Annotated in this window: 19 protein-coding genes and 2 pseudogenes; 10 read left to right on the plus strand and 11 right to left on the minus strand. The window is 58.9% G+C overall.

What is annotated here, in order from left to right:
* Window positions 1–24: 24 nt before the first annotated feature.
* Window positions 25–630, minus strand: coding sequence for an outer membrane beta-barrel protein (locus KDB76_RS22280; protein ID WP_013973837.1), 606 nt, complete (start codon window positions 628–630; stop codon window positions 25–27).
* A 129-nt stretch (window positions 631–759) separates the two neighbouring features.
* Between KDB76_RS22280 and KDB76_RS22285 the strand changes: the two genes are divergently transcribed.
* The gene (locus KDB76_RS22285) at window positions 760–1,551 is read left to right on the plus strand and encodes a dienelactone hydrolase family protein (RefSeq protein WP_031324533.1); all 792 of its coding nucleotides are present in this window, start codon (window positions 760–762) and stop codon (window positions 1,549–1,551) included.
* A gap of 188 nt (window positions 1,552–1,739) precedes the next feature.
* Entirely contained in the window at window positions 1,740–2,441 is a 702-nt protein-coding gene (locus KDB76_RS22290) for a 4'-phosphopantetheinyl transferase superfamily protein (RefSeq protein ID WP_038409800.1), read from the plus strand.
* A 2-nt stretch (window positions 2,442–2,443) separates the two neighbouring features.
* Here KDB76_RS22290 and KDB76_RS22295 read toward each other — a convergent pair whose 3' ends face one another.
* Entirely contained in the window at window positions 2,444–4,051 is a 1,608-nt protein-coding gene (locus tag KDB76_RS22295; protein ID WP_038409802.1) for an ATP-binding protein, read from the minus strand.
* Entirely contained in the window at window positions 4,048–4,746 is a 699-nt protein-coding gene (locus KDB76_RS22300; protein WP_013973841.1) for a response regulator transcription factor, read from the minus strand. The genes KDB76_RS22295 and KDB76_RS22300 overlap by 4 nt, the downstream gene beginning before the upstream one ends.
* Window positions 4,747–5,575: 829 nt before the next feature.
* On the opposite strand from KDB76_RS22300, the gene KDB76_RS22305 reads away from it, so the two are divergent.
* From KDB76_RS22305 to KDB76_RS22315, 3 genes are all read left to right on the plus strand, one after another.
* Window positions 5,576–8,455: a ribonucleoside-diphosphate reductase subunit alpha gene (locus tag KDB76_RS22305; RefSeq protein WP_013973842.1), complete on the plus strand. Its 2,880-nt coding sequence runs from the start codon at window positions 5,576–5,578 to the stop codon at window positions 8,453–8,455.
* A 246-nt stretch (window positions 8,456–8,701) separates the two neighbouring features.
* The gene (locus KDB76_RS22310; RefSeq protein WP_024087598.1) at window positions 8,702–9,952 is read left to right on the plus strand and encodes a ribonucleotide-diphosphate reductase subunit beta; all 1,251 of its coding nucleotides are present in this window, start codon (window positions 8,702–8,704) and stop codon (window positions 9,950–9,952) included.
* A 66-nt stretch (window positions 9,953–10,018) separates the two neighbouring features.
* On the plus strand, window positions 10,019–10,660 hold the full coding sequence (locus KDB76_RS22315) for a hypothetical protein (protein ID WP_212632195.1): 642 nt from the start codon (window positions 10,019–10,021) through the stop codon (window positions 10,658–10,660).
* On the opposite strand, the gene KDB76_RS22320 is transcribed toward KDB76_RS22315, so the two are convergent.
* Window positions 10,599–11,749, minus strand: a protein-coding gene (locus KDB76_RS22320) for an IS3 family transposase (RefSeq protein WP_087535084.1) whose coding sequence is annotated in 2 segments (ribosomal slippage) — window positions 10,599–11,515 and window positions 11,515–11,749 — 1,152 coding nt in all. Because the reading frame shifts where the segments join, the coding sequence is not laid out codon by codon here. The two genes, KDB76_RS22315 and KDB76_RS22320, sit on opposite strands and share 62 nt — an antisense overlap.
* Before the next feature lie 62 nt (window positions 11,750–11,811).
* Here KDB76_RS22320 and KDB76_RS22325 point away from each other — a divergent pair.
* On the plus strand, window positions 11,812–13,851 hold the full coding sequence (locus KDB76_RS22325) for an ATP-binding protein (protein WP_080708190.1): 2,040 nt from the start codon (window positions 11,812–11,814) through the stop codon (window positions 13,849–13,851).
* 188 nt (window positions 13,852–14,039) lie between these two features.
* On the opposite strand, the pseudogene KDB76_RS22330 reads toward KDB76_RS22325, so the two are convergent.
* A pseudogene (locus KDB76_RS22330) lies at window positions 14,040–14,231 on the minus strand (IS630 family transposase); the annotation flags it as partial.
* Between the two features lie 313 nt (window positions 14,232–14,544).
* The gene (locus KDB76_RS22335; protein ID WP_144241785.1) at window positions 14,545–15,159 is read right to left on the minus strand and encodes a hypothetical protein; all 615 of its coding nucleotides are present in this window, start codon (window positions 15,157–15,159) and stop codon (window positions 14,545–14,547) included.
* Between the two features lie 679 nt (window positions 15,160–15,838).
* Between KDB76_RS22335 and KDB76_RS22340 the strand changes: the two genes are divergently transcribed.
* Complete coding sequence (locus tag KDB76_RS22340; RefSeq protein WP_038409919.1) at window positions 15,839–16,375, plus strand: Bro-N domain-containing protein; 537 nt, start codon at window positions 15,839–15,841, stop codon at window positions 16,373–16,375.
* Window positions 16,376–16,717: 342 nt separating this feature from the next.
* On the opposite strand, the gene KDB76_RS22345 is transcribed toward KDB76_RS22340, so the two are convergent.
* Both KDB76_RS22345 and KDB76_RS22350 read right to left on the minus strand, forming a co-directional pair.
* Complete coding sequence (locus tag KDB76_RS22345; protein ID WP_003259732.1) at window positions 16,718–17,179, minus strand: hypothetical protein; 462 nt, start codon at window positions 17,177–17,179, stop codon at window positions 16,718–16,720.
* 31 nt (window positions 17,180–17,210) lie between these two features.
* A complete protein-coding gene (locus tag KDB76_RS22350) occupies window positions 17,211–17,666 on the minus strand; it encodes a hypothetical protein (protein ID WP_013973889.1) in 456 nt (151 codons plus the stop codon).
* Between the two features lie 505 nt (window positions 17,667–18,171).
* Here KDB76_RS22350 and KDB76_RS29950 point away from each other — a divergent pair.
* From KDB76_RS29950 to KDB76_RS22365, 3 genes are all read left to right on the plus strand, one after another.
* Window positions 18,172–18,372 carry a hypothetical protein gene (locus KDB76_RS29950; RefSeq protein ID WP_013973890.1) on the plus strand — a complete coding sequence of 67 codons (201 nt, stop codon included), beginning with the start codon at window positions 18,172–18,174 and terminating at the stop codon, window positions 18,370–18,372.
* 64 nt (window positions 18,373–18,436) lie between these two features.
* Window positions 18,437–19,099 carry a hypothetical protein gene (locus KDB76_RS22360; protein ID WP_023661524.1) on the plus strand — a complete coding sequence of 221 codons (663 nt, stop codon included), beginning with the start codon at window positions 18,437–18,439 and terminating at the stop codon, window positions 19,097–19,099.
* Window positions 19,100–19,171: 72 nt separating this feature from the next.
* Window positions 19,172–19,762 (plus strand): hypothetical protein, encoded by a 591-nt coding sequence (locus KDB76_RS22365; protein WP_169775184.1) that lies wholly within the window; start codon window positions 19,172–19,174, stop codon window positions 19,760–19,762.
* A gap of 1 nt (window position 19,763) precedes the next feature.
* Here the strand turns inward: KDB76_RS22365 and KDB76_RS22370 are convergent, their stop codons facing one another.
* The 3 genes and pseudogenes from KDB76_RS22370 to KDB76_RS22380 form a co-directional block, all read right to left on the minus strand.
* Complete coding sequence (locus KDB76_RS22370; RefSeq protein ID WP_013973893.1) at window positions 19,764–20,660, minus strand: LysR family transcriptional regulator; 897 nt, start codon at window positions 20,658–20,660, stop codon at window positions 19,764–19,766.
* A gap of 112 nt (window positions 20,661–20,772) precedes the next feature.
* A complete protein-coding gene (locus tag KDB76_RS22375; RefSeq protein ID WP_038409920.1) occupies window positions 20,773–22,809 on the minus strand; it encodes a pyridoxamine 5'-phosphate oxidase family protein in 2,037 nt (678 codons plus the stop codon).
* 27 nt (window positions 22,810–22,836) lie between these two features.
* Window positions 22,837–23,079, minus strand: a pseudogene (locus tag KDB76_RS22380) (glutathione binding-like protein); the annotation flags it as partial.
* Window positions 23,080–23,163 lie beyond the last annotated feature (84 nt).

Here is a 23,163-nt window from a genome sequence, read left to right on the forward strand (position 1 = left end):
GTACAGGATAACCCGGCTCGCCCGTCAGAACTTGTAGCTTGCAGCCAGGTAGGTCTGCGCGCTGCTGGTCAGGCGCAGGGTGCCGTCCTTCGGCCCGCCGTGCGCACCCACTTCGGTAGCAGCATTGGTACGCAGGTAACGGTAGCCCAGTTCCACAGAAGCCTTGTCGGTGATGTCCTGGATCACGCCGGCCTGCAGGCCATAGGCGTAACCGTAGTCGGTATCCCGGCTGGCCCCCGGCGAGTCCTGGGTCAGCTTGGTCACGCCCAGGCTGCCGCCGCCGAACAGCTTGGTGGTATCGCCCACCGGCAGGAACAGGTCGTAGCTGCCCAGCAGGTTTTCCTGGCGCAGCTTCAGGCCGCTGTGGTCGCCCGAGACATTGTCGTAAGTCATGTAGTAGCGGCCCTGGTCATTGATCTTGCCCACTCGCACGCCCCAGGTGTCGTCCTTGCCAATGATGCCGTCGGCGTTGAGGTGGTCGGTGTTGCGCTGCAGCAGGCCGGACTTGCGAACCTTGTCGCTGGTCTGGCCGTAGGTCAGGCTGGCGAAGTTGTCGTCAGCGGCCTGTGCGGTGGTGATGCCAGCGGCGCAGACGGCCATGGCGGCAAGCAGGGTGTTGAAGGTTTTCATGGCTGGATACTCCAGTTGAGTGCGCTGTTTCGGTCTGGAAGCTAGAGTAAGCAGGGCACCCTGAACCGCGACTGAACCCTGGCTGAACCCCGGCTGAACGAACCGTTTGAAGAACAAGGAGTAGTGACCATGCGCGCCCTGCTGGCCTTGACCCTGATGTGCAGCGCCGCCCTCGCCCAAGCGGCGGTACAAACCCGCGAGATCCCCTACCAGGACGCCGACGGCAATCGCCTGGTCGGCTACTACGCCTATGACGACGCCATCGAAGGCAAGCGCCCCGGCATTGTCGTGGTGCATGAATGGTGGGGGCTGAACGACTATGCCAAGCGCCGCGCCCGCGACTTGGCAGCACTGGGCTACAACGCCCTGGCCATCGATATGTATGGCGACGGCAAGCAAACCGAGCACCCTGCCGACGCCAAGGCATTCATGACAGCAGCGATGAAAGACCCCAAGGCCGCGGAGCGGCGCTTCGATGCCGGTCTGGAGCTGCTCAAGCTGCAGCCCAATACCAACAAGCACCAGTTGGGGGCAGTGGGTTACTGCTTTGGCGGCAAGGTGGCGCTGGATGCCGCGCGGCGAGGGGAAAAGCTCGATGGCGTGGTGAGCTTCCACGCCCCGCTGGGTACGCAGACACCGGCCAGGCCGGGCGTGGTGCGGGCCGATATCCTGGTGGAGCATGGTGCGGCGGACACGCTGGTGACCGAGCAGCAGGTGGAAGCGTTCAAGGCGGAGATGGATGCAGCCAAGGTCAACTACCAGTTCGTCAGTATTCCCGGGGCCAAGCACGGGTTCAGCAACCCGGATTCGGACCGCATGGGGCACGGCGAACATGGTGGGCCGGATATTGCCTACAACAAGGCGGCGGACGAGAGCTCCTGGGCGGATATGCAGGCGTTCTTCAAGAAGGTGTTCAAGTAAGGATTGCCGGGGCCGATGTGGGAGCGGCCTTGCGTCGCGAAAGGGGCGCGAAGCGGCCCCAGGATCTCAGCCGTTCTGCAAGATAGCCGGGGGCGCTGCGCGCCCCTTTCGCGACGCAAGGCCGCTCCCACAAGGATGCATTGCCACGCTGGCTCCCTTAGTGCCCGTACAGCTGGCACAATACCCCCATGAACACACTCCCCGCCTGCTGCGCCCCGCTCCAGCACCACTGGCCCCTGCCCCACCCCCTACCCGGCGCGGTGCTGGTCAGTTGTGCCTTCGACCCCGCCCATCTGGCACCCGACGACTTTCAGCGCGCCGGCGTCGTGCCAGGCGCCAGCCTGCAGCGCTCGGTGGCCAAGCGCCAGGCCGAGTACCTGGCCGGCCGGGTATGTGCCCGCGCCGCGCTGCAGCGCCTGGACGGCCGTGACTACGTGCCCGGCACCCACGAGGACCGCTCACCCATCTGGCCCGCCGGCATCCACGGCTCGATCACCCACGGTAAAGGCTGGGCTGCCGCCGTGGTTGCTGCCGAGGCCAGTTGCCGGGGCCTGGGCCTGGATCAGGAAGCGTTACTGGATGACCAGCGTGCCGAGCGGCTGATGGGCGAAATCCTCACCCCGCCCGAGCTCGAACGCCTCGACCGCAGCCAGCTCGGCCTTGCCGTCACCCTGACCTTCTCGCTGAAGGAAAGCCTGTTCAAGACGCTCTACCCGCTGACCCGCCAGCGCTTCTACTTCGAGCACGCCGAAGTGCTGGACTGGTCCGCCGACGGCCTGGCCCGCCTGCGCCTGCTCACCAACCTGTCGCCGCAGTGGCGGCATGGCGCCGAGCTGCAGGGCCAGTTCTGCCTGCAGGACGGCCATCTGCTCAGCCTGGTCAGCGTCTGACCTCACAGCGGTGCCTGCTGCCGTGGCCAGTTCAGGCTGAAGCAGGCGCCACCCAGCGCGGCGCTGCACCCCACTGTGGCTCGGCCCGCGTGCCAGTAGATGATCCGCCGCACGATCGACAAGCCCAGGCCATGCCCGCCCGAAGCGCGGGTACGGCTGTCGTCGAGGCGGGTGAACGGTGTGAAGATACGGTCCCAGACGCCCTCGGGGATCCCCGGGCCGTCATCCTCCACATCGATGCGGCAGCGTTGCTGCCCCAACTGGTAGCTCAGGCGCACCTCGGCCTCGGCGTGGCGCATGGCGTTGCCCACCAGGTTCTGCAGCGCCCGGTGCAGGTAGCGCGGTTCGGCTTCGACCCAGGCGCCTCCGCCATCGGCACCCTGGCACTCACCGCGCACCACCCTTACCTCGGCACGCAACGGCGCGAGTTCTTCGATCACCCGGTCGAGCAAGGCATCCAGGTCTACCCGCTCGAACTTCAGCGCCGGTGCGCCCTGCTCCAGGCGGGCGTAGGTGAGCATCTCGTCGACCAACTTGTCGAGGTCCTGGATATCGCCGTCCATGCCCGCCAGGTGCTTGGCCCGGGCCTGCTCGGTGGTGGCACTTTCGATCATCTCCAGGCCAAAGCGCAGACGTGCCACTGGCGTGCGCAGCTCGTGGGAAACTGCCCGCACCAGTTCGCGCTGCATGGTCAGCGAGCGCTGCAGGTGCTCGGCCATGCCGTTGAAGGCCGCAGCCAGACGCCCCACCGAGTCGGCGCCGCCGGCGGGCACGCGGGTGTCCAGGCTGCCTTGGGCGATGCGCGTGGCGGCAATCTCCAGGCCCGACACGCGCCGCTCCAGTTGGCGTACCAGCAGGTAGACCACCAGGCCGATCAGGCACAGACCAAGAAAGGTTATCAGGATCAGCAACTGCGGCGGATAGGGGTTGAGCTGGTACAGCGGGCCGATTTCCAGCACCCAGGGCGAACCCGCCAGCCCGGCGAACACACGGATCGAGTCGCCATCCTTGCCCAGGGCCATGACCGTATCGCCCTCCTCGACCCGGCGCCGCTGGTCATCGTCCAGGCTCACCCGCTCGATGCGCTGCAGGGCCACGCCAAAGCCGAAGCCCTTTTCTTTCTTGATCTGTGCCAGGCGCTGCTGCTGTTCAGTCACCGGGTAGCGCACCAGTTCGTCGGCCAGCAGATAGAGGGTGGCCCGCGCCAGTTGCTCGCTGATCTGTTTGATCTGCGCTACCAGCATCAAGTCTTCCTGGCCGACCTTGCGCAACACCTGGGCCGCATGCGGGCCGGTCTTCTCGACCACCACCAGGCCGCGGTACAGGCGCGCCCGCTGGCCGCCATCGAGTGTGCGCGCGGTCATGGGCTGCAGCGCCAGTGGCACGCCGAGCAGGCGCTCCCAGATCAGCAGCGAGCGCTTGCGCTCGGTATCGTTCTGCAGCGCCAGGTTGTCGGCCATCAGGCTGAAGGTGCCCTGGGCCAGGCCTTCGCGGTGCTGGGCGGCACGTACTTCGTTGACCAGGTGCAGGCTGAGTACACCGAGCAGGGCTACCAGCACCAGCACGGCCAGCATGCCGCCATAGATGCGCAGGAAGATCGAATTGTTCATGAAGCCTCGCCGACGAACAGGTAGCCCTTGCTGCGAAGGGTCTTGATCAGCCTTGGCTGGAGCGGGTCGTCGCCGATCTTTGGGCGGATCTTGGAAATGCGTATGTCGATGGAGCGGTCCTGCCCGTCGTAGCCGACCCCACGTAGCGCGGTGAAGATCTGCTCGCGCGTCAGCACCCGGCCGGCGTTGCTGGCCAGCAGCCAGAGCAGGTCGAATTCGGCGCCGGTCAGCTCTATCAGCTGTTCGCCCAGGCGCGCCTCGCGCAGGCGATTGTCGATGCGCAGCGCGCCGAAGGCCAGGTCCTGGCGCTTGCTGTCCGGTGCTTCGCTGCGGCGCAGCAGTGCCTGGATACGCGCCAGGAGGAGCCGTGGGCGTACGGGTTTGCAGACATAGTCATCGGCCCCAAGGTCCAGGCCCTGGACCTGGTCGAGTTCATCGCTGCGGGCGGTCAGCATGAGGATCGGGCCGGGGTACTGGCTGCGCACCCGACGACAGATGCTCAGACCGTCCTCGCCGGGCAGCATCAGGTCGAGAATGACCAGGTCAGGCTGGCTGTCGACGATGCGCCGCGCGGCGCGAGCGCCATCGCCCTCGACGCTGATTTCGTAGCCGTTGGCCTGCAGATACTCGGCGGTGAGCTCGGCCAGGCGCTGGTCGTCTTCGACAATGAGAATGCGGGGTGCGGGGTGGTCCATGGCTTGTGCCTATGTTTGTTGTTTTTCTATGGCCTGTGCCGGCCTATTCGCGGGTGAACCCGCTCCCACAAGGACCGCACCGCTTTCGAACCCTGTGCAGTACCTGTGGGAGCGGGTTCACCCGCGAAAGGGCCAGCACAGGCAACATAACCCTTTAACCAAAAAGCAACATCCCCTCGGAATACTACGGCTGCCATCCGGTACTGCCAACCTGCCAGCAGCCCCTCGACTGAACCGTTTTTTGTGATAGGGTTCGCGCCCGAAAAATTCTGCCCCGGGGCAGCAAGACGCAGAAAAATACTGCAAACCACTTGGCACAAGGCCTACAGCGAATACCCACCATTCACTCACAAAGTACGCACAAGTTATCCACAGGCGCTCGCCTTGCAAAGCCCCCGATACCGCATTATCTTGTATCCCGATCGCAGCGAACCACTAGATATAGGGTTTCGTGCAAAATCACACACAAAAGTCAACCCGCAAAATCAGGCGATTTTTCGGGTGAACTTCAAGTGATTCCAGCAGCCAAACCGCTCCTGCGGAGGGCGACCGAGGCAAGCCCCTCCAGGGCCTTGTTCGGGTATGGGTGTTGCAGGCCAGGCCTGACATCCATCAGCAACAGTTTTTGGGCCCGGCCCAGAACCTTTGACTTCGGCCAGGGAGCGGCGAGCCATTGCCCCTTATTCCTGAGTCTGTCCCGAAGTTGGTACGCCCGCGCGGGCGGATGCGCATGCATTGCCCATCCCCGCCAGGCCATCGAGCAAGTGGACGGAACGGTGGGCGCCCAAAAGGCGCCTGAACAATATAGAAACTGTGGAGACACCCACCCATGCAAACCGACACAACTCGCGAGAACCCGCAGGCCAAGGTGCCGCAGGCCGCCGATTCCAACCAGGATCTGGCCGCCACCGCTCCCGGCCAACTGCGCGTGATCAAGCGTAACGGCACTGTCGTCCCCTACACCGACGACAAGATCACCGTGGCCATCACCAAGGCGTTCCTCGCAGTTGAAGGCGGCACCGCCGCCGCTTCGTCGCGCATCCACGACACCGTCGCGCGCCTGACCGAGCAGGTCACCGCCACGTTCAAACGTCGCATGCCATCGGGTGGCACCATCCACATCGAAGAAATCCAGGACCAGGTCGAACTGGCCCTGATGCGCGCCGGCGAGCAGAAGGTCGCCCGTGACTACGTGATCTACCGTGAGCAGCGCGCCAAGGAGCGTGCCACCCGCGTCAACACCGAGTCCGTGGTCGAGCCGCACCCGAGCATTCGCATCACCCTGGCCGACGGCAGCCTGGCGCCGCTCGACATGGCCCGCCTGAACACCATCATCAGCGAAGCCTGCGAAGGCCTGGCCGAAGTCGATGGCGACCTGATCCAGCGCGATACCCTGAAGAACCTGTACGACGGCGTGGCCATCAAGGACGTCAACACTGCCCTGGTGATGACCGCCCGTACCCTGGTGGAGCGCGAGCCGAACTACTCGTTCGTGACCGCCCGCCTGCTGATGGACACCCTGCGTGCCGAAGGCCTGGGCTTCCTGAACGTGGCCGAGAGCGCCACCCACCACGAAATGGCCGACCTGTACGCCAAGGCCCTGCCGGCCTATGTCGAGAAAGGCGTCGAGTTCGAGCTGCTGGACCCGGCCCTGAAAGGCTACGACCTGGAGCGCCTGGGCAAGGCCATCGACCACGAGCGTGACCAGCAATTCACCTACCTGGGCCTGCAGACCCTGTACGACCGCTACTTCATCCACAAGGATGGCGTGCGCTTCGAGCTGCCACAGGTGTTCTTCATGCGTGTGGCCATGGGCCTGGCGCTGGAAGAGAAAGACAAAGAAGCCCGTGCCATCGAGTTCTACAACCTGTTGTCGTCCTTCGACTACATGGCCTCGACCCCGACCCTGTTCAACGCCGGCACCCTGCGCCCACAGCTGTCCAGCTGCTACCTGACCACCGTGCCGGACGACCTGTCGGGCATCTACCACGCGATCCACGACAACGCCATGCTGTCGAAATTCGCCGGTGGCCTGGGCAACGACTGGACCCCTGTGCGTGCACTGGGCTCCTACATCAAGGGCACCAACGGCAAATCCCAGGGCGTGGTTCCGTTCCTGAAAGTGGTCAACGACACCGCCGTTGCCGTCAACCAGGGTGGCAAGCGCAAGGGCGCCGTGTGTGCCTACCTGGAAACCTGGCACCTGGACATCGAAGAATTCATCGAGCTGCGCAAGAACACCGGTGATGACCGTCGTCGTACCCACGACATGAACACCGCCAACTGGATCCCTGACCTGTTCATGAAGCGTGTCTTCGATGACGGCAAGTGGACCCTGTTCTCGCCTTCGGAAGTACCAGACCTGCACGACCTGACCGGCAAGGCCTTCGAAGAGCGCTACGAGTACTACGAAGCCCTGACCGAGTACAACAAGATCAAGGTGTTCAAGACCATCCAGGCCAAAGACCTGTGGCGCAAGATGCTGTCGATGCTGTTCGAGACCGGCCACCCGTGGCTGACCTTCAAGGACCCGTGCAACCTGCGTTCGCCGCAGCAGCACGTGGGCGTGGTCCACAGCTCGAACCTGTGCACCGAGATCACCCTGAACACCAACAAGGACGAGATCGCGGTCTGCAACCTGGGCTCGATCAACCTGCCGAACCACATCGTCGACGGCAAGCTGGATACCGCCAAGCTGCAACGCACCGTGAACACCGCCGTGCGCATGCTCGACAACGTGATCGACATCAACTACTACTCGGTGCCGCAAGCGCGTAACTCGAACTTCAAGCACCGCCCGGTCGGCCTGGGCATCATGGGCTTCCAGGATGCGCTGTACCTGCAGCACATTCCGTACGGCTCCGATGCTGCCGTCGAGTTCGCCGACAAGTCGATGGAAGCGGTCAGCTTCTACGCCATCCAGGCGTCCTGCGACCTGGCCGACGAGCGCGGTGCGTACGAGACCTTCCAGGGTTCGCTGTGGTCCAAGGGCATCCTGCCGCTGGATTCGCAACAGATCCTGATCGAGGCCCGTGGCGCCAAGTACATCGACGTCAACCTGGAAGAGTCCCTGGACTGGGCCCCGGTGCGCGAGCGCGTCAAGAAAGGTATTCGTAACTCGAACATCATGGCCATCGCGCCGACCGCGACCATCGCCAACATCACCGGCGTGTCGCAGTCCATCGAGCCGACCTACCAGAACCTGTACGTGAAATCGAACCTGTCGGGCGAGTTCACCGTGATCAACCCGTACCTGGTCCGCGACCTGAAGGCCCGTGGCCTGTGGGACTCGGTGATGATCAACGACCTGAAGTACTACGACGGTTCGGTGCAGCAGATCGAGCGTATCCCGCAAGAGCTGAAGGACCTGTACGCCACCGCGTTCGAAGTCGAGACCAAGTGGATCGTCGATGCCGCCTCGCGTCGCCAGAAGTGGATCGACCAGGCCCAGTCGCTGAACCTGTACATCGCCGGCGCCTCGGGCAAGAAGCTGGACGTGACCTACCGCATGGCCTGGTACCGTGGTCTGAAGACCACCTACTACCTCCGTGCACTGGCCGCGACCAGCACCGAGAAGTCGACCATCAACACCGGCAAGCTCAACGCCGTTTCCAGCGGTGGCGACAGCGCCCCGGTCCAGGCAGCCGGCCCTGCGCCAGTGCCGAAGGCCTGCGCGATCGACGAGCCTGACTGCGAAGCCTGCCAGTAAGGCCAGGCCGAGGCTTCCTGCGGGAAGCCTCGATGCGTTTTCCGCATCACTGCGGACCCTGTGGGAGCGGGTTCACCCGCGATGAGGCCGGCACTCCCGCCGCCTCTCCACAGCCAGACACAACAAGCCGTGGCTGCAAAGCCGCGGCCAGCCCTTTTCGGGCACCTCAGATTTGCGTGCACCGCACCGCAACCAAGATCCACCGGCCATACTTGATAGATGGCCCTCAAGCAGGAGAATCTCACCATGCTGAGTTGGGACGAATTCGATAAAGAAGACGGCGAAGTAGCCGCCAAAGGCAACACCCCTGCGCAGGCCGCTGCTGCCGCCACCCTCGACAAGCTCGACAGCGCCGGTGGTGCCGCCGCCCTGGAAGCCCGTGCCGCCACCGCCGACGACTCCGACGCCGTCAAGCGCGCCAAGGCTGCCCTGAACGACCTCGACATCGCCGAAGGCCTGGCCGAGCTGGAAGGCTCCGGCGCCCGCGTGCGTGTTGACGAAAAGCGCATGATCAACTGCCGCGCCGACCTCAACCAGCTGGTACCGTTCAAGTACGATTGGGCCTGGCAGAAGTACCTGGACGGCTGCGCCAACCACTGGATGCCGCAAGAGGTCAACATGACCGCCGACATCGCCCTGTGGAAGAGCATGGACGGCCTGACCGAAGACGAGCGTCGCATCGTCATGCGCAACCTCGGCTTCTTCTCCACTGCCGACTCGCTGGTAGCCAACAACCTGGCCCTGGCCGTGTACCGCCTGATCACCAACCCGGAGTGCCGCCAGTACATCCTGCGCCAGGCCTTCGAAGAGGCGATCCACACCCACGCCTACCAGTACTGCATCGAGTCGCTGGGCATGGATGAAGGCGAGATCTTCAACATGTACCACGAGATCCCGTCGGTAGCGAAGAAAGCCGCCTGGGGCCTGAAGTACACCCGCGCCATCTCCGATCCGGAATTCAACACCGGCACCGTCGAAACCGACAAAGAGCTGCTGCGCAACCTGATCGCCTACTACTGCGTACTGGAAGGCATCTTCTTCTACTGCGGCTTCACCCAGATCCTGTCCATGGGCCGCCGCAACAAGATGACCGGCGTGGCCGAGCAGTTCCAGTACATCCTGCGTGACGAGTCGATGCACCTGAACTTCGGTATCGACGTGATCAACCAGATCAAGATCGAGAACCCGCACCTGTGGGACGCGGCGATGAAGGAAGAAGCGACCCAGATGATCCTGCAAGGGACCCAGCTGGAGATCGAATACGCCCGTGACACCATGCCACGCGGCGTGCTGGGCATGAACGCAGCGATGATGGAAGACTACCTCAAGTTCATCGCCAACCGTCGCCTGACCCAGATTGGTCTGAAGGAAGAGTACCCAGGGACTACCAACCCGTTCCCGTGGATGAGCGAGATCATGGACTTGAAGAAAGAGAAGAACTTCTTCGAGACCCGCGTGATCGAGTATCAGACTGGTGGGGCGTTGAGCTGGGACTAAAAAAAGGGAGCTAACGCTCCCTTTTTTATTACAAAATATTAGCCAAAACATAATGTAGGGACGCAAATGCTAGAGCTATCCACACTAGTTGAGAACTCGACTATATGGAAGGAGTGTTTCACACAAGATGAGTTCAAAGCTGATAGAGACCGTCTAAAAAACTCTTTCCTCAAATTTCGTGAAAGGGCAGCACAGCTCGCCGCTGAAATCCGAGCAGACCTTCCAGATCTAACAATCCATGATATCTCTCATCTTGACTCATTATGGGAAACTGCATCTCAAATAGTCGGTAGTGGATATTCACTCACACCGACAGAGGTCTATGTTTTAGGTGGAGCCATTCTACTTCATGACCTTGCAATGTCTATAGCCGCAACTCCAGGGGGGCTCGAAGAATTAAAAAAATCACAAAAATGGATCGACACTACCCACGCTAAATACAAGCAGAGACATGGTCGTTCGCCATCCCCTGAAGAAGTCATCTCCCCCGAAGAACTAATTTTCAAGGAAGTTATCTTCGAAATACTTAGAAAGATACATGCCGAGAGCGCTGAAAAGCTTGCACTCACATCATCCAAGTACAAAAAAGAACATCTCCACCTAATCGAAGATGCAGAACTAAGATTGGTGAATCGCCCCTGGTTTTCTAGACACTCTCCAAGCTCAGGAAATAGCGTTTCTCATACTCTACTGGAGACAGCTGCATAGCACTGCTGTGTCGGCGTTTAGGGTTATAGAACATCTCGATGTAATCGAAAATATCACTTCGGGCTTCTTCACGGGTTGTGTAGATCTTTCGTCGGATTCGCTCTCGCTTCAAAAGCTGGAAAAAGCTCTCGGCTACAGCATTGTCGTGGCAGTTTCCCCGCCGGCTCATGCTGCTGATTACATTGTTGGCCTTCAAAAAGCTTTTCCAATCCGAGCTACTGAACTGACTGCCTTGATCTGAGTGAATCATAACTTGCTGCTGAGGCTTGCGTCGCCAAACAGCCATCAACATCGCGTCGATAGCCAGGTCGCTGCACATCCTTGGCTTCATTGACCAACCAATTACTTGACGTGAGAACAGATCCAGCACTACCGCGAGGTAGAGCCACCCTTCATAGGTGCGGATGTAAGTGATATCTGTCACCCAGACCTTGTTCGGCTCACTTACCTTGAACTGCCGCGCGAGGTGGTTGGGCGAGGCCACTGTTGGTTTTCCACCATAGAACCCTGGACGCCGCCGATAGCCCGTTTGAGAACGCAGCCCCTCCGCCTGCATCAAGCGCCTGACTCGATTTCGGCCGCATTCCTCTCCCAGCTCACGCAGGTCATCGTGAATTTTGCGGTAGCCGTATACACCTCCGCTTTCCAGCCAAGCGTGTTTGATCAAGCCAAGCAGACGTTGATCTTCTTTTGCTCGGGCAGATTGAGGCTCGGCCAGCCAGGCGTAATAGCCGCTGGGGTGCACCTTGAGGGTTTGGCAAAGGCGCCGCACCGGGTAATCAGTCGAGTGCTTCTTGATGAAGGCGTACTTCAGCCGCACTCCTTGGCAAAGTACGCGGCGGCCTTTTTTAAGATGTCTCGCTCTTCCGTCACGCGCTTGAGTTCAGCGCGTAGCTTGCGCAGTTCGGCCTGCTGATCGTCGTCTTGCTGACGCTGCTCTTGGGGCTTGCTGTAGACCTTGATCCAGGCGTAAAGACTGTGCACGGACATGCCCAGGCGCTGGGCGACATCGGCGACAGGTTTGCCTTTCTCGGTCACTTGCTTGACCGCTTCGATCTTGAATTCTTCGGGGTAACGCTGACGACTCATGGCACCTCCTATTTGGGCCTCATTATGAGGCTTGGAGGTGTCTACGAAACCAGGGGCGATTCATGGCTTATGGGGGAATAATAGGCGAAATTGCTCATAGCCATTGGTGGAGCATCTCTGAAATTGAGCGCCGCTTTATTGGATCAATTGGCAGTCCACCGTGGGCTACCGCGAGTGACTGGACTGTATCTCCACTTAAAATAGCCTGTATTTTGAGAGCTGCAGATGCTGCTCATTTGGATGCTAGACGCGCACCGATTTTCACTAGAACATTCAGAAAATTAAATAAAATATCAGCTCAACACTGGGACTTTCAAGAAAAGTTACTTAAACCATATCTAAAGGAAGATGCTCTGATCTTCACTAGCGGCCAAAGCTTTCCATTTATTGAAGCAGAAAGTTGGTGGGTGTGCCTTGACAGCCTGCGCATGGTAGATAATGAACTGAGAAGCATTGATGCCCTACTGTCGGATCAAAATATTGAAAGATTTGCAGCGAGACGCATTGCAGCCATCGACAACCCAGACCGTCTAGCAAAATATATTCGAACCGACAAATGGCACCCAGTAAATGCCACCGTTCAAATCTCGGACATTCCAAGTATTGTCAAGAGTATCGGAGGAGAAGAGCTCTATGGCGCCAACCCAGCAGTACCTCTGCGAGAGCTCATACAAAACTCATGTGATGCCATCAGAGCCAGACGGAGCTATGAGCAGAGAGACGCAACCTACGGCAGTGTGATAGTTTCATTAAAAACCGTTGAAACCGAGCACTACTTGTGCATAGAAGACAACGGAACAGGGATGTCAAAGCATGTTTTGATAAATTACCTATTGGATTTTGGGAAAAGCTTCTGGACATCTTCAGCCGTCCAAGATGAATTTCCCGGACTTATATCATCAGGGTTCTCTTCCACGGGAAAATACGGCATAGGCTTCTTCTCGGCCTTCATGATATCCGATCATATAAAAATTATTACGCGGCACGCAGATAAAGCAAAATCAGAGACAATTGTAGTCGAATTTGGTAGCGGCCTTTATGGACGCCCAATTCTACGTCCAGCAACTCAAGATGAATTTATCAGAGATGGCGGAACAATAATCAGCCTTAAACTTAGGGTTCCGCCCTCTGAGCGCGGAGGGATTTTGCATGTAACAAATCAGCCAAAGCCAATGAAGCTTTCTGAACTTTGCCTTGCTCTTGCCCCAGCGATTGATGTGGATCTATACATCGAGTCTCTTGAAAAACGTGAAAAAATAATATCAGCCAATGATTGGACGCACATCCCAGAGAGCGAACTCCTCAATAGAATCAATAAAATTATAAAGTTACAACGCAATTCGGACAAAGAATATGATCTGACCTGCAGCACCAACGTCCGCCCTATCTATGGGCAACACAACGAGATACTTGGAAGGGCCTGCATAACAACCAACAGGTTTCACGGAAACTCATTACCAGGCATACTTACTGCCGGCGGACTAGACTCTAATTATCTGAGTGGCATTACTGGAATCTTGTCGGGAAAAGCATTAAGAGCCTCAAGAGACTCTTCTGACGTTGCCATACCCCCGAAAAACTTAGCCAAGTGGGCAACAGAACAAGCTAATCTAGTCCCCAATATATATTTAACTCCGCAACAACAGGCTGACTGCGCTGGTTATATATATGCCTGCGGCGGAGACCCGAAAGACCTGCCACTAGCAGAACTAAACGGCAAATGGCTAAACATCGAAGAAATAAGAAAAACACCAAAACTTGAGAAGATTTATCTGGTCTCTCCTTATGAAGTTTATGGCGCAACGAAGAACCTAGAAAATGTCAAACTAAATAATGACATAATGATAATTGACATTTCCTCTTCGTACATAATCAACAATCGCTTGCGTTTCCACTTCAATAGCGAAAACACTCTATTTGACGACAATTCATTAAACTTTGCCTCCGACGTTTTTAATGCCTTAGGAAACGCATGGGATGTTGATCCAGAACAACTGTTCGATCAATATATTGAAAGTGACGAAGAAGAAATCCCTTTAGGAACACATGATCGAGGCAGCATAGTCTGCGACGGTATAATAATAATTAACCCCTCATTCTAATTCAACCTAACCCCTGGGGCTCTATTAACAATAGCGCCCCAGAAGCTTACTCAAATCCTACTTCCATCTCTGGCTTCAGCCCCACCCGCATAAAAACCGTTTGAAATCTCGCGCTGAAAAACTTGTTATTTCGGGATGGTGCTAGTGTGGTGCTTCAGAAATACCGCTAAAAATAATTTGCCCAGCGCTCATGCAGCGCGAGCGACTGAGGCAAGGATGTCCTTGGCTTTCTTATGCCACCGAAATGGCTTCGGGTTTTGGTTGCAGGTTTCCATGTGGTGTTCGATCGACGCCTCAAGATCCTTAACGTTGACATGTGCCTGACCCTTGATCTACTTGTCGCTCAGCGTTGAGTAAAACCGCTCAACCAGATTCACGTAGCATCAGTCAATTGCTCCATCTCCATCTCTAGGTTCCGCTTTAAGCGGAGCCTTCTGAATAGTATCCCTCGTCAGCCGCCTTTGCGCTTGGAGCAACCGCGGCTGCAAGCATGCGAGTTTTGAGTTGGCGCCCTGTCCAACACAAAGTTAAAACTGACTAGAGATTTCAGAAATTATAGAAAAATCAGTTCAACCCCTATGAACTGAGTCAAGCATCAAGCGGTCCAGGGCAATGGATAACTTCACCGAATACTAAGAAAGCACGCTTATAGAGCGCCCTCAAGAGAGAGGCCATAAAAATAGATCAAAACTGCTAACGCCCACATTTATTCTCGCTGAAATTCGTGATAGCCACTCGAATAAGATATTGCAAGTCTTCAGAATATAAATTCATCATGCCCTTTTGAAAATCAGGGCTCTGCAGATATAATGCATGATATGTAAGCTGAGCAAGAAGCACACCTTCCCATTTGGTATCGTAATCAGTTAACGCACCTATTTGTTCTGCAGAGAACAAAAGAAACGCAACGTAATTTTCGTACTTTTCGTATCTGATTTTATTTTTCTCGAGCCGTTCCAATCCTTTTCTTCCGCCATAGCAGGACTGCGCGGAGAATTCAGGATTATCTATTGCGAGAGAAATATATTCTTTATAGATTATTTTTGCGGACGCGTTTTTTGATTCACGCAGCTGAATTCTTGACGACTCCTTTGATTCTTGCAATTGAACCCATGCAACACAGGCCGCAGCTATAGCAACTATTACAGTCAATAAAGCGCAAACAGCGCTGAGTTTTTCCGGAACTCTGCTCGTGGATTGTAGCTTTAACACAGCAATCACGATATAGATCAGAAAAGCAAAAAAAAGAAGTCCAACAGAACCACTCAATAATTCCAAGCAACTCAAATTCCCCTCCAGCAATTTCACGTCCATACACTTTTATAAAGTAGAATTAATAACCTAAGTCTATCTGTTTTTTGCCAGTTCTTGGCATCAGATCATCGAGCGTTACTCGACTAAACTGGCCAGATCAAACCCATTCATTTTCGACACCCACATGTCATCTGTACGATTATTGCGATGCGAATTATCGATACGTGAAGTTTACCAATAAACAATTTTCTTTATTTGTGAAGGCGTTATAAAACACCAACTGACGCAATAGCAGCATAATGATGTCACAGAAATAGTCGATAGAAAAGCCAGCCATTTAGCGTTACCAAAAATATTTGATCGCCTATCGAGTTTTTCAGAATGGTCCTACACTGTTATCAGTTGACCTTCTGCAGCCATCAACCTAAAGTCATTGCGGCGCCTAAGAAACGCCTCACGTAGCGGTCAATCCGCCCCGACAGATGCGGCTTTTTTCTGCCTGTGGTCTAATCCTGCGCGCAGAAAACGTGTTATGTCGGGAGCGGACTAATACAAGACCCGCAAGGGGAATACGTCCGGTCCGCTACGTGGGATTTCTTAGCTCCCGACACCCAGCCCTAAGAAAGCTGAAATCACGTAGAGGTATTGGAAATGCCTACCAAATCCAACAGTTCTAGGCGCTTCGCACATGCGTTTCGCCTGATCAATTCTCAGAGGATCACGGAGGCCAGCCATGACTGACCTTCAGACTCCCACCCTTTTCACCCGCCACAACCGCCCCCTCCACACCCTCTGGCTCGAATCCCAAGCCTGGTTCTGCGCCCACGAACTCGGCCGGCTGAGTGGTCACTTCTACGACGAACACTGCATGCGCAAACTCGACCCGGATCAGTACCGCTCCGTGCAGTTGCTGCGCTATGGCAAGTACCAGGAAACCACGATGGTCAGCGAATCCGGGGCCTATACCTTGTTGGCGCATCACCATGTGCCGGAAAACCGGCATCTGCGTTGGTGGCTGACGCATGAGGTGGTGGCGGTGTTGCGTGATCGGCAGGAAGACGGGGTGGAAGATGTTCCGCGACTGGGGCAGATGTGCTGGCCTGGGGGGCGGAGCGCGACGTTGTTGTATTGGCAGAGTGAGCCTTGGGTGAGGATGCGGGATATGCCGGTGGTGCTGGCTGGGGAAGTGGATCAGCTGGGGCCGGTGGAGAAGCGCAAGTTGAGTTGGCGGGAGTGTGCGCAGCGGGCGCTGCGGTTGCATGGGGTTTAAGCGCCGGGTTTGCCTGGGCGGGCCTCTTCGCGGGTGAACCCGCTCCCACAGGTACTGCGTTGGCTTCGGGTTCACGCTGTACCTGTGGGAGCGGCCGTGGCCGCGAACACCGGCGCAGCCGGTGCCATGCACCGCACCGCCTGCTTCGCGGGCTTGCCCGCTCCCACAGGTACTGCGTTGGCTTCGGGTTCACGCTGTACCTGTGGGAGCGGCTTTAGCCGCGAACACCGGCGCAGCCGGTGCCATACACCGCGTCGCCTGCTTCGCGGGCTTGCCCGCTCCCACAAATGCCGGTGACATCCACAGCTAGTTCATTTGCCTGTCTATAACACCACTGCCCTGCTACTTCCCCTCCCCAACCGGCTCCACCCGCTGCACCACGATCTGCATATGGGTCGCCATGTCAGTCAGTATCACCTCCCCTTCCTTGTACTCCGGGGTGATCATCAGCGAGCGGATAAAATGCTCGTTGCCGCCCTCGCGCTTTTGCACGTTCTCGAACGCCACGATGACCGTGTCGTTGCGCCAGTTGCTGATGTCGAAACCGCCCGCAGCAACGAACTCACTAATGTCGCGCTCGTCGTTGAAGACATTGGCAGGCAGGATCAGCAAGCGGTCCTTGAGAAACACCTCGTAGTACTGACGTGGCCCCACCGGCCAGTTCTGCGCCACCACGTGCTCGATGCGCCAGTGATGGACATTGTTCTCATAAACCACCACGCGCTCGACCTTGTGCCCGTTGCACGCAGCAAGCAATGGCAACAGCAAACCAGCGAACCCGACACGCATGCGGCGCAAATTCATCCAGAAGCCTCGTTACATCAGCGAAAACACGTTACTTGGCAGCTTTCGCCGCCTGCCGGTTGGCCCTGCGAATGTCCCGGTAGCCCACCAGGCGCACGCGCATTTCCCGGTAGCGCTGGGTATTGATGACCAGCAAGGCCAGCAGCCCGAGCAGCAAAACAGAGACGTAGCCGCCCATGTGCGGCCGGTAAGCGTAGCTGGGCAACGCAGCCAACACGGCCAGCCCGTTCAGGCCGATCAGCCCCCGCAGGCCCCAGGCGTATCCACGCACCAGCGCGATATGCGAAGCGGCGCTCACCGCGCATGCCAGCGCCAATGCCAGCACCGACAGCGACCGGTCCGGGCTGCGCAGCCAGGTGGAGAACACCAGTGAAACACTGCCGCCAATGGCGAAGCAGGACAGCAGCAACTCGGCGATGAAAACGCCGAAATAGCGGGAAAGAAATCTTTGCAGTTCCTGACCCTTTTGAAACTTCGATCCATTCATATGAGTGAGCACTGTCGTCCTTGAAAACCGTAGAGCGCGGCTAGCTTACCTTGACAATTGCGAATGAATAAACCATAAAACCCGACTTCGAAGTGCCTGCCAGCGCGATATCACTTTGGCACTTTATGTAAGTTTCGCACCTGTGCACATTAACAACTCCGCACAGGTACACGCCCTCCCCAGGGCCGATAGGAGATCGAATTCTGGTGAATGAATCGCCGTTGCTTTCAGCGCTGTTCCCGCAGGCCGGTTCTGGGGAACTGAAATGAAGCGTGTGTCCAAAGCCCTGCCGACGCTGCTGGCTGCAATCGCCCTGAATGCATGCGCGCAGGCGCCCGCCCCGTCATCGAATGCGGGGCCTGAAGTTATCCTTGCCGGGCACAAGCTTGCACTTGTGAACCACGAAGGTCGTTGCGCACTGCGCAGCTCCGATGCATCACTGCTAGAGTTGGACATGCCCTGGCCCTGCCAATTCAGCCCGGATAGGGATGGAGGCAAGCCTCGCGTGGAACAGTTCAATGGTGTACAGATCATCATTGTCAGGCATGTGCAGCCCGCCCCGTCGCTGCCCGGAGGTTGCGATAGCCAGTACCAGGCTGTTCGCCAGATGGGCAACCGCCTCGAGCCTTCCATCCTGGCACGTGGCGCCAGTTGCTCGAGCGGCCCTGTGGACCAGAAAAACTTCGTAGGGCTGTTCGAGTGGTAACCAAAATCGCTGACTACCCGTCGCTACGCCAGGTCGTCCGCAAGCGCAAAGGGTGTTACCAGCCATGAAGAAAATCCTCTTGTCCCAACAAGATCGCGGCTTCGGCCAGATCGGTGGCGCGGCTTTGCTCAAGGACCTGTCCTTGTGGCCGAGAAACCCTGAAACCGGCATGTTGCTGACGCCCATCCTGACCCTGAGCGAGCACTTCCAACCGGCCATGTTCGTTCCACCAGGCATGGCCATCACGGTTTTCCTCGCCGTCGAGCAACATCAGGATGGCAGTTTCAGCCGCCCTCTCCAACGTCGCTATACGGTCAATCAACAAATCGAACTGCTGAACGTCCTCAGTAGCGAATTTACCCGGGTCATCCTGCACGAACTCGCCAGCCAGCCGCTGGAACCCGCCAATCCCCCCTTGCTGCTGGAGCGAGCGTTCATCGATTTCGAAGAAATGACTGACGAGGAGCATGACGAGGAACATCAGGATGAGGACAGCGGGATCGGCCTGAGCAAACCCAGCGGTAGGCCCTGCTGGCTGCAGGACCCGATCTATGAACCAACGCGCTACATGTTCATGATGCAACTGATAGATGCTGACGTGGCCGAAGCCAGCCCTCAGCATGCGGGGCTGTTCGGCGAAGGTAACGGCTATCTGTTCGTGGACATGCAGGCACGCCGTGGCAAGCAAGGCGACGACGCCGGTTTCTTCTTCATTCAGTTCGCCTGAATGACCAGCCAGGATCAAGGTCCGCCCATGAACATAGCTACGGCACGAACGGCAAGATCTCGGGGGCCTGGTATGAATATCTACCATTTAGACAACGCGCCAACGCCCTGGGGAGACTGGGGCGCAGCACTGGTCCAGGGCATGATCGCCTGGGACGAAGATACCGATGTAGACAGCATCAAGCGGGCCGGGCCGTACACTCCGGCTGCGTATATCCGTTCGGGTTCGCTGGTGCTCACCCAGCCGGTCAAGGAAGCCCTGGAAAAAGGCGGCCTGAAGGGGGTCGGGCGTTACGAGCACCTGGAGAAGACCCATATCGTTCACATCGACTGGCTGCATTGGGATACCAGCAAGCCCATTACCGATTACCTCGATCTGGAAGGCGGGCCGAGCTCGATCATCGACTCCCTGCCGCATGACCCTGGGCTTGCCAAGCGCATGCCGGAGTACTGGCAGGCATTCGTGGTGGGCAAGCTCAACCTGCTCAAGGACCCGCAGTATGACCCTGCCGACCTTGGCCAGTATCTCAAGGTGCTCAAGGCCGACGAGCAAGCCGATTTCTTCAAAGGGGATGTCTATCGTGGCTACTTCCTGAGCGAACGCGCCAAGGAGTGGCTGGAACAGCAGTGCCCGGGTTGCTTTACATTCACCCTGCTCGGTTGAATCAGTCCAGCTGCCGAGCCCTCAGCGCCTGCGCCAGCATGTCAATGAAGGCGCGGACCTTGGCCGAACCGTACTTGCTCTCCCGGTGCAGTATATGGATTGGCCACGGCGCCTCTTCGTATTCGGCAAGGATCACCTGCAACTGCCCACTGGCCACCTCATCCGCGACCTGATACGACAGCAGGCGGGCAATGCCCAACCCGCCGCTGGCGGCAGCGATTGCCCCGTCATTGCTGGTCACCATCAAGCGAGGCTTCATGCGCACCAGAGTCGGCTCATCGGTCACCCCGAAACGCCAGCCGGCTCGCGGCGACAGGTTGGTGGTGCCGATCACCGCATGCTCCGCCAGGTCGGACGGGTGCTTCGGCACGCCGTGGCGCGCCAGGTACTCGGGAGAGGCGCACAGCATGCGCCGGACCCTGCCCACCCGCAGTGCTTTGAGCCCGGAGTCGGGCAAGGGGCCGATACGAACGGCCACATCCATGCCCTCTTCGACCATGTTGACGATGCGGTCGAGGAAGTAGGCGGAAACGTCAACCTCGGGGTACTGCTGCAGGTAGTGGACGATGCACGGCATGACGAACTTCTTGCCGAACAGGATGGGCGCGGTGACGGCCAGGTCGCCCTTGGGCGTGGCGTTGATGCCGGCGGCGGCTTCGTTGGCCTCGTTGATGCTGGCGAGGATATGCCGGGTGTCTTCCAGATAGCGGCCACCGGCTTCGGTCAGGCGTACGCTACGGGTGGTGCGCAGCAGCAGTTTGACCCCCAGCTGATCCTCCAGGGCGCTGACGGCACGGGTGACCGCAGCTGGGGAGATGTCCAGGCGGCGGGCAGCGGCGGCGAAGCTTTCCAGCTCGCCTACGGCGACGAACACCTTCATCAGGTGGATCTGGTCCATGCGGGCTCCTGAGCGCTATGAGATGCCGGGATTATCTTTCATCTGAGCGTTTTGTGTTGCCTGTGCCGGCCTTTTCGCGGGCGAGCCCGCGAAAGGGCCGGGACAAGCTACCTTACAGATCCAGCACCAACGCCTGCGCCCCCTCCTCCGACCGGGCCGGCACGGCACAGCAGATCAACACCGACCCCGCCTCCGGCAGCTCGGCCGGCGGGTTCGGGTAATGCACCTGGCCACTGACCAACCGGGTCTTGCAGGTACCACACGACCCACCTCGGCAACTGAACTCCGGCGACAATCCGCGAGCCTCGGCCAGCTCCAGCAGCGTCCCGCCACCGGGCGCCCAGCGCGCCTCCTTGGCCGAAGCCGCAAAGTACACCGGCACCGGCTCACTGGCCGCGGGCGGCTGTTGCAGGGTGGGCTGGTCATCGTCGGTGTGCCGCCGGAGCGTCGACGGGCCAAAGGCTTCGGCATGAATCCGCGCATCCGGCACATGCAGCCCGCGCAGCCCTTCATACAGGTCCTGGGTAAAACTGCCTGGGCCGCACAGGTAGAAATCGTAGTCGTCCAGCGCCAGCGTCGCCTTGACCTGCTCGATACCCAGCCGACCGGCAAACTCGTAATCACGCCCCGCCAGCGCATGCTCTTCCGGCTGGCTCAGGGCGCGGTACACGTGCAGCAGGCCGCCGGCCTGTTGCCGCAAACTTGCCAGCTCCTCACGGAACGGCAGGTCGGCCAGGCTGCGCGCACCATGGAACAGATGAATGCGCCGTGCCTGCCCCTTGCTCAACTGCTCGCGCAGCATGGCCAGTAACGGCGTGATACCCACACCCGCGCCGATCAGCACCAGCGGCCGCGTACTCTGCAGGTCCAGCGTGAAGCTGCCCATCGGCGAGCGCACGTTCAGCACATCGCCTGCCACGACGTGCTCATGCAGGTGCCGCGAGGCCCGACCCTGGGCTTTGACGCTGATGCGCAGGTAACCGTCGGAAGGCGCGCTGGACAGGCTGTAGGTGCGGATCAGCGCCGCCTCACCGTCGAGCTGGACTTGCACCGGAACATGCTGCCCCGGGGCAAAGGCCATCGCAATGCCAGCAGGAGGCTCAAGGTAGAACGAGCGGATATCACGGCTTTCCTGCTCCACCCGCAGCACACGCCAGGCCTGCCATTGGCGCTGCCGCTGGCGTTGCTGCAGGCGTATGTCGGCCTCGGCCCAGGTGCCGGTCATCAGGCTGGTCGGGGCGTACTCCTTGAAGGCCCAACGCAGGGAAACGGCAGCCGGGCGCCGCACCACCTGCTCGACCTCCAGCGTCCACAAGCGCTCGGCGCCTTCGAACGCCTGGATGGCGGGGCTGTCCAGCAGCAACTCGGCATGTCCGTATAGCTGCAACACGTTGCCGTTGCTGAAATCGATGAATAGCAACCCTGCTTGCGGGTTCACCAGCAGGTTGCCCAAGGTGTTGAAGTGCAGGTTGCCAGCATAGTCGGGGATGGTCAGGCGGTTGCCTTCGACCTTGATGAACCCGGGCCGCCCGCCACGGTGGGAGACATCCACCGAACGCTGGCCGTCGACATGCTCGACATAGCTGGCGACAAAGAAGGTGTCGGCTGCCTGGATCATGCTGACAGCCGAGGCATCGAGTGTCGTCGCATCGACACGCCCTTGGGCGGGTTCCGCGACACGGGTGTAGTCACGCAGCTGGATGTACTGCGGGCAGTTGCCGAACGACTGCTCCACAGTCACCTGCAGTTGCCCGTCGCCGGCCTGGTGGATCTGGCCGTTGAGGCGGTTGCGCCGGCGGGTATGCAATTCGATCCCCAGCAGGCCGACCGCCTGCCCGGCAGCCAGCCCCGGGGTGGCGGGATCGTCTGCTGGCAGTTGAGTGTCGATCGTCAGCTGGCGCGGGTCCGGCGAGCTGACGAAACCTTCCGGCCCTTCCAGCAGCGTTGCCCAGGGCCGCCCCAGTGCGTCCACGCTGGCGGCGACCATGAACGGCAACTGGTGATAGAAAATACGATGCTGGTCGGGCATGTAGTCACGAATGACCTTCTGCCCGAACGCCTCCATGCGCTCCGCGACACCGGCTTTTTCCTGCAGGGTCTTCTCCCCCGCATGCCAGGGCGAGGAGTGGTGGTCCGGGTTCTGTTGCATGGCGGCGTTCCTCGCAGTGGCGGGATATCAGGCGCTGGTCTGCAGGCCGATCACGGTGCGTGGCATGGGCACGAAGCGCGGCAGCGCCTCGATCCGCGCCAGCCAGCTGCGTACGTTGGCATAGGGCTCCAGCGACACATTGCCCTCCGGTGCGTGGGCGATGTAGGAGTAGTTGGCGATATCGGCGATGGTGGGTGTGCTACCGGCCAGGAAGGGCGTTTTGGCCAGCTCGGCGTCGATCACCTTCAGCAGGGTATGGGCGCGGGTAATCTGCGGATTCCACGCCATTCGGACACTCAGCCCACGCTGATCCGGACACCTGTTCCACGATCATTCGGACAGGCAGTCGGAGCG

It is taken from the genome of Pseudomonas sp. JS425 (assembly GCF_018223845.1).
Classification (GTDB): domain Bacteria; phylum Pseudomonadota; class Gammaproteobacteria; order Pseudomonadales; family Pseudomonadaceae; genus Aquipseudomonas; species Aquipseudomonas asiatica.

Excerpts from the sequence above, each read along its gene's own strand:
- KDB76_RS22280 (WP_013973837.1), bottom strand. The coding sequence starts at position 630 with ATGAAAACCTTCAACACCCTGCTTGCCGCCATGGCCGTCTGCGCCGCT.
- KDB76_RS22285 (WP_031324533.1), top strand. The coding sequence starts at position 760 with ATGCGCGCCCTGCTGGCCTTGACCCTGATGTGCAGCGCCGCCCTCGCC.
- KDB76_RS22290 (WP_038409800.1), top strand. The coding sequence starts at position 1,740 with ATGAACACACTCCCCGCCTGCTGCGCCCCGCTCCAGCACCACTGGCCC.
- KDB76_RS22295 (WP_038409802.1), bottom strand. The coding sequence starts at position 4,051 with ATGAACAATTCGATCTTCCTGCGCATCTATGGCGGCATGCTGGCCGTG.
- KDB76_RS22300 (WP_013973841.1), bottom strand. The coding sequence starts at position 4,746 with ATGGACCACCCCGCACCCCGCATTCTCATTGTCGAAGACGACCAGCGC.
- KDB76_RS22305 (WP_013973842.1), top strand. The coding sequence starts at position 5,576 with ATGCAAACCGACACAACTCGCGAGAACCCGCAGGCCAAGGTGCCGCAG.
- KDB76_RS22310 (WP_024087598.1), top strand. The coding sequence starts at position 8,702 with ATGCTGAGTTGGGACGAATTCGATAAAGAAGACGGCGAAGTAGCCGCC.
- KDB76_RS22315 (WP_212632195.1), top strand. The coding sequence starts at position 10,019 with ATGCTAGAGCTATCCACACTAGTTGAGAACTCGACTATATGGAAGGAG.
- KDB76_RS22325 (WP_080708190.1), top strand. The coding sequence starts at position 11,812 with ATGGCTTATGGGGGAATAATAGGCGAAATTGCTCATAGCCATTGGTGG.
- KDB76_RS22340 (WP_038409919.1), top strand. The coding sequence starts at position 15,839 with ATGACTGACCTTCAGACTCCCACCCTTTTCACCCGCCACAACCGCCCC.
- KDB76_RS22345 (WP_003259732.1), bottom strand. The coding sequence starts at position 17,179 with ATGAATTTGCGCCGCATGCGTGTCGGGTTCGCTGGTTTGCTGTTGCCA.
- KDB76_RS22350 (WP_013973889.1), bottom strand. The coding sequence starts at position 17,666 with ATGAATGGATCGAAGTTTCAAAAGGGTCAGGAACTGCAAAGATTTCTT.
- KDB76_RS22360 (WP_023661524.1), top strand. The coding sequence starts at position 18,437 with ATGAAGAAAATCCTCTTGTCCCAACAAGATCGCGGCTTCGGCCAGATC.
- KDB76_RS22365 (WP_169775184.1), top strand. The coding sequence starts at position 19,172 with ATGAATATCTACCATTTAGACAACGCGCCAACGCCCTGGGGAGACTGG.
- KDB76_RS22370 (WP_013973893.1), bottom strand. The coding sequence starts at position 20,660 with ATGGACCAGATCCACCTGATGAAGGTGTTCGTCGCCGTAGGCGAGCTG.
- KDB76_RS22375 (WP_038409920.1), bottom strand. The coding sequence starts at position 22,809 with ATGCAACAGAACCCGGACCACCACTCCTCGCCCTGGCATGCGGGGGAG.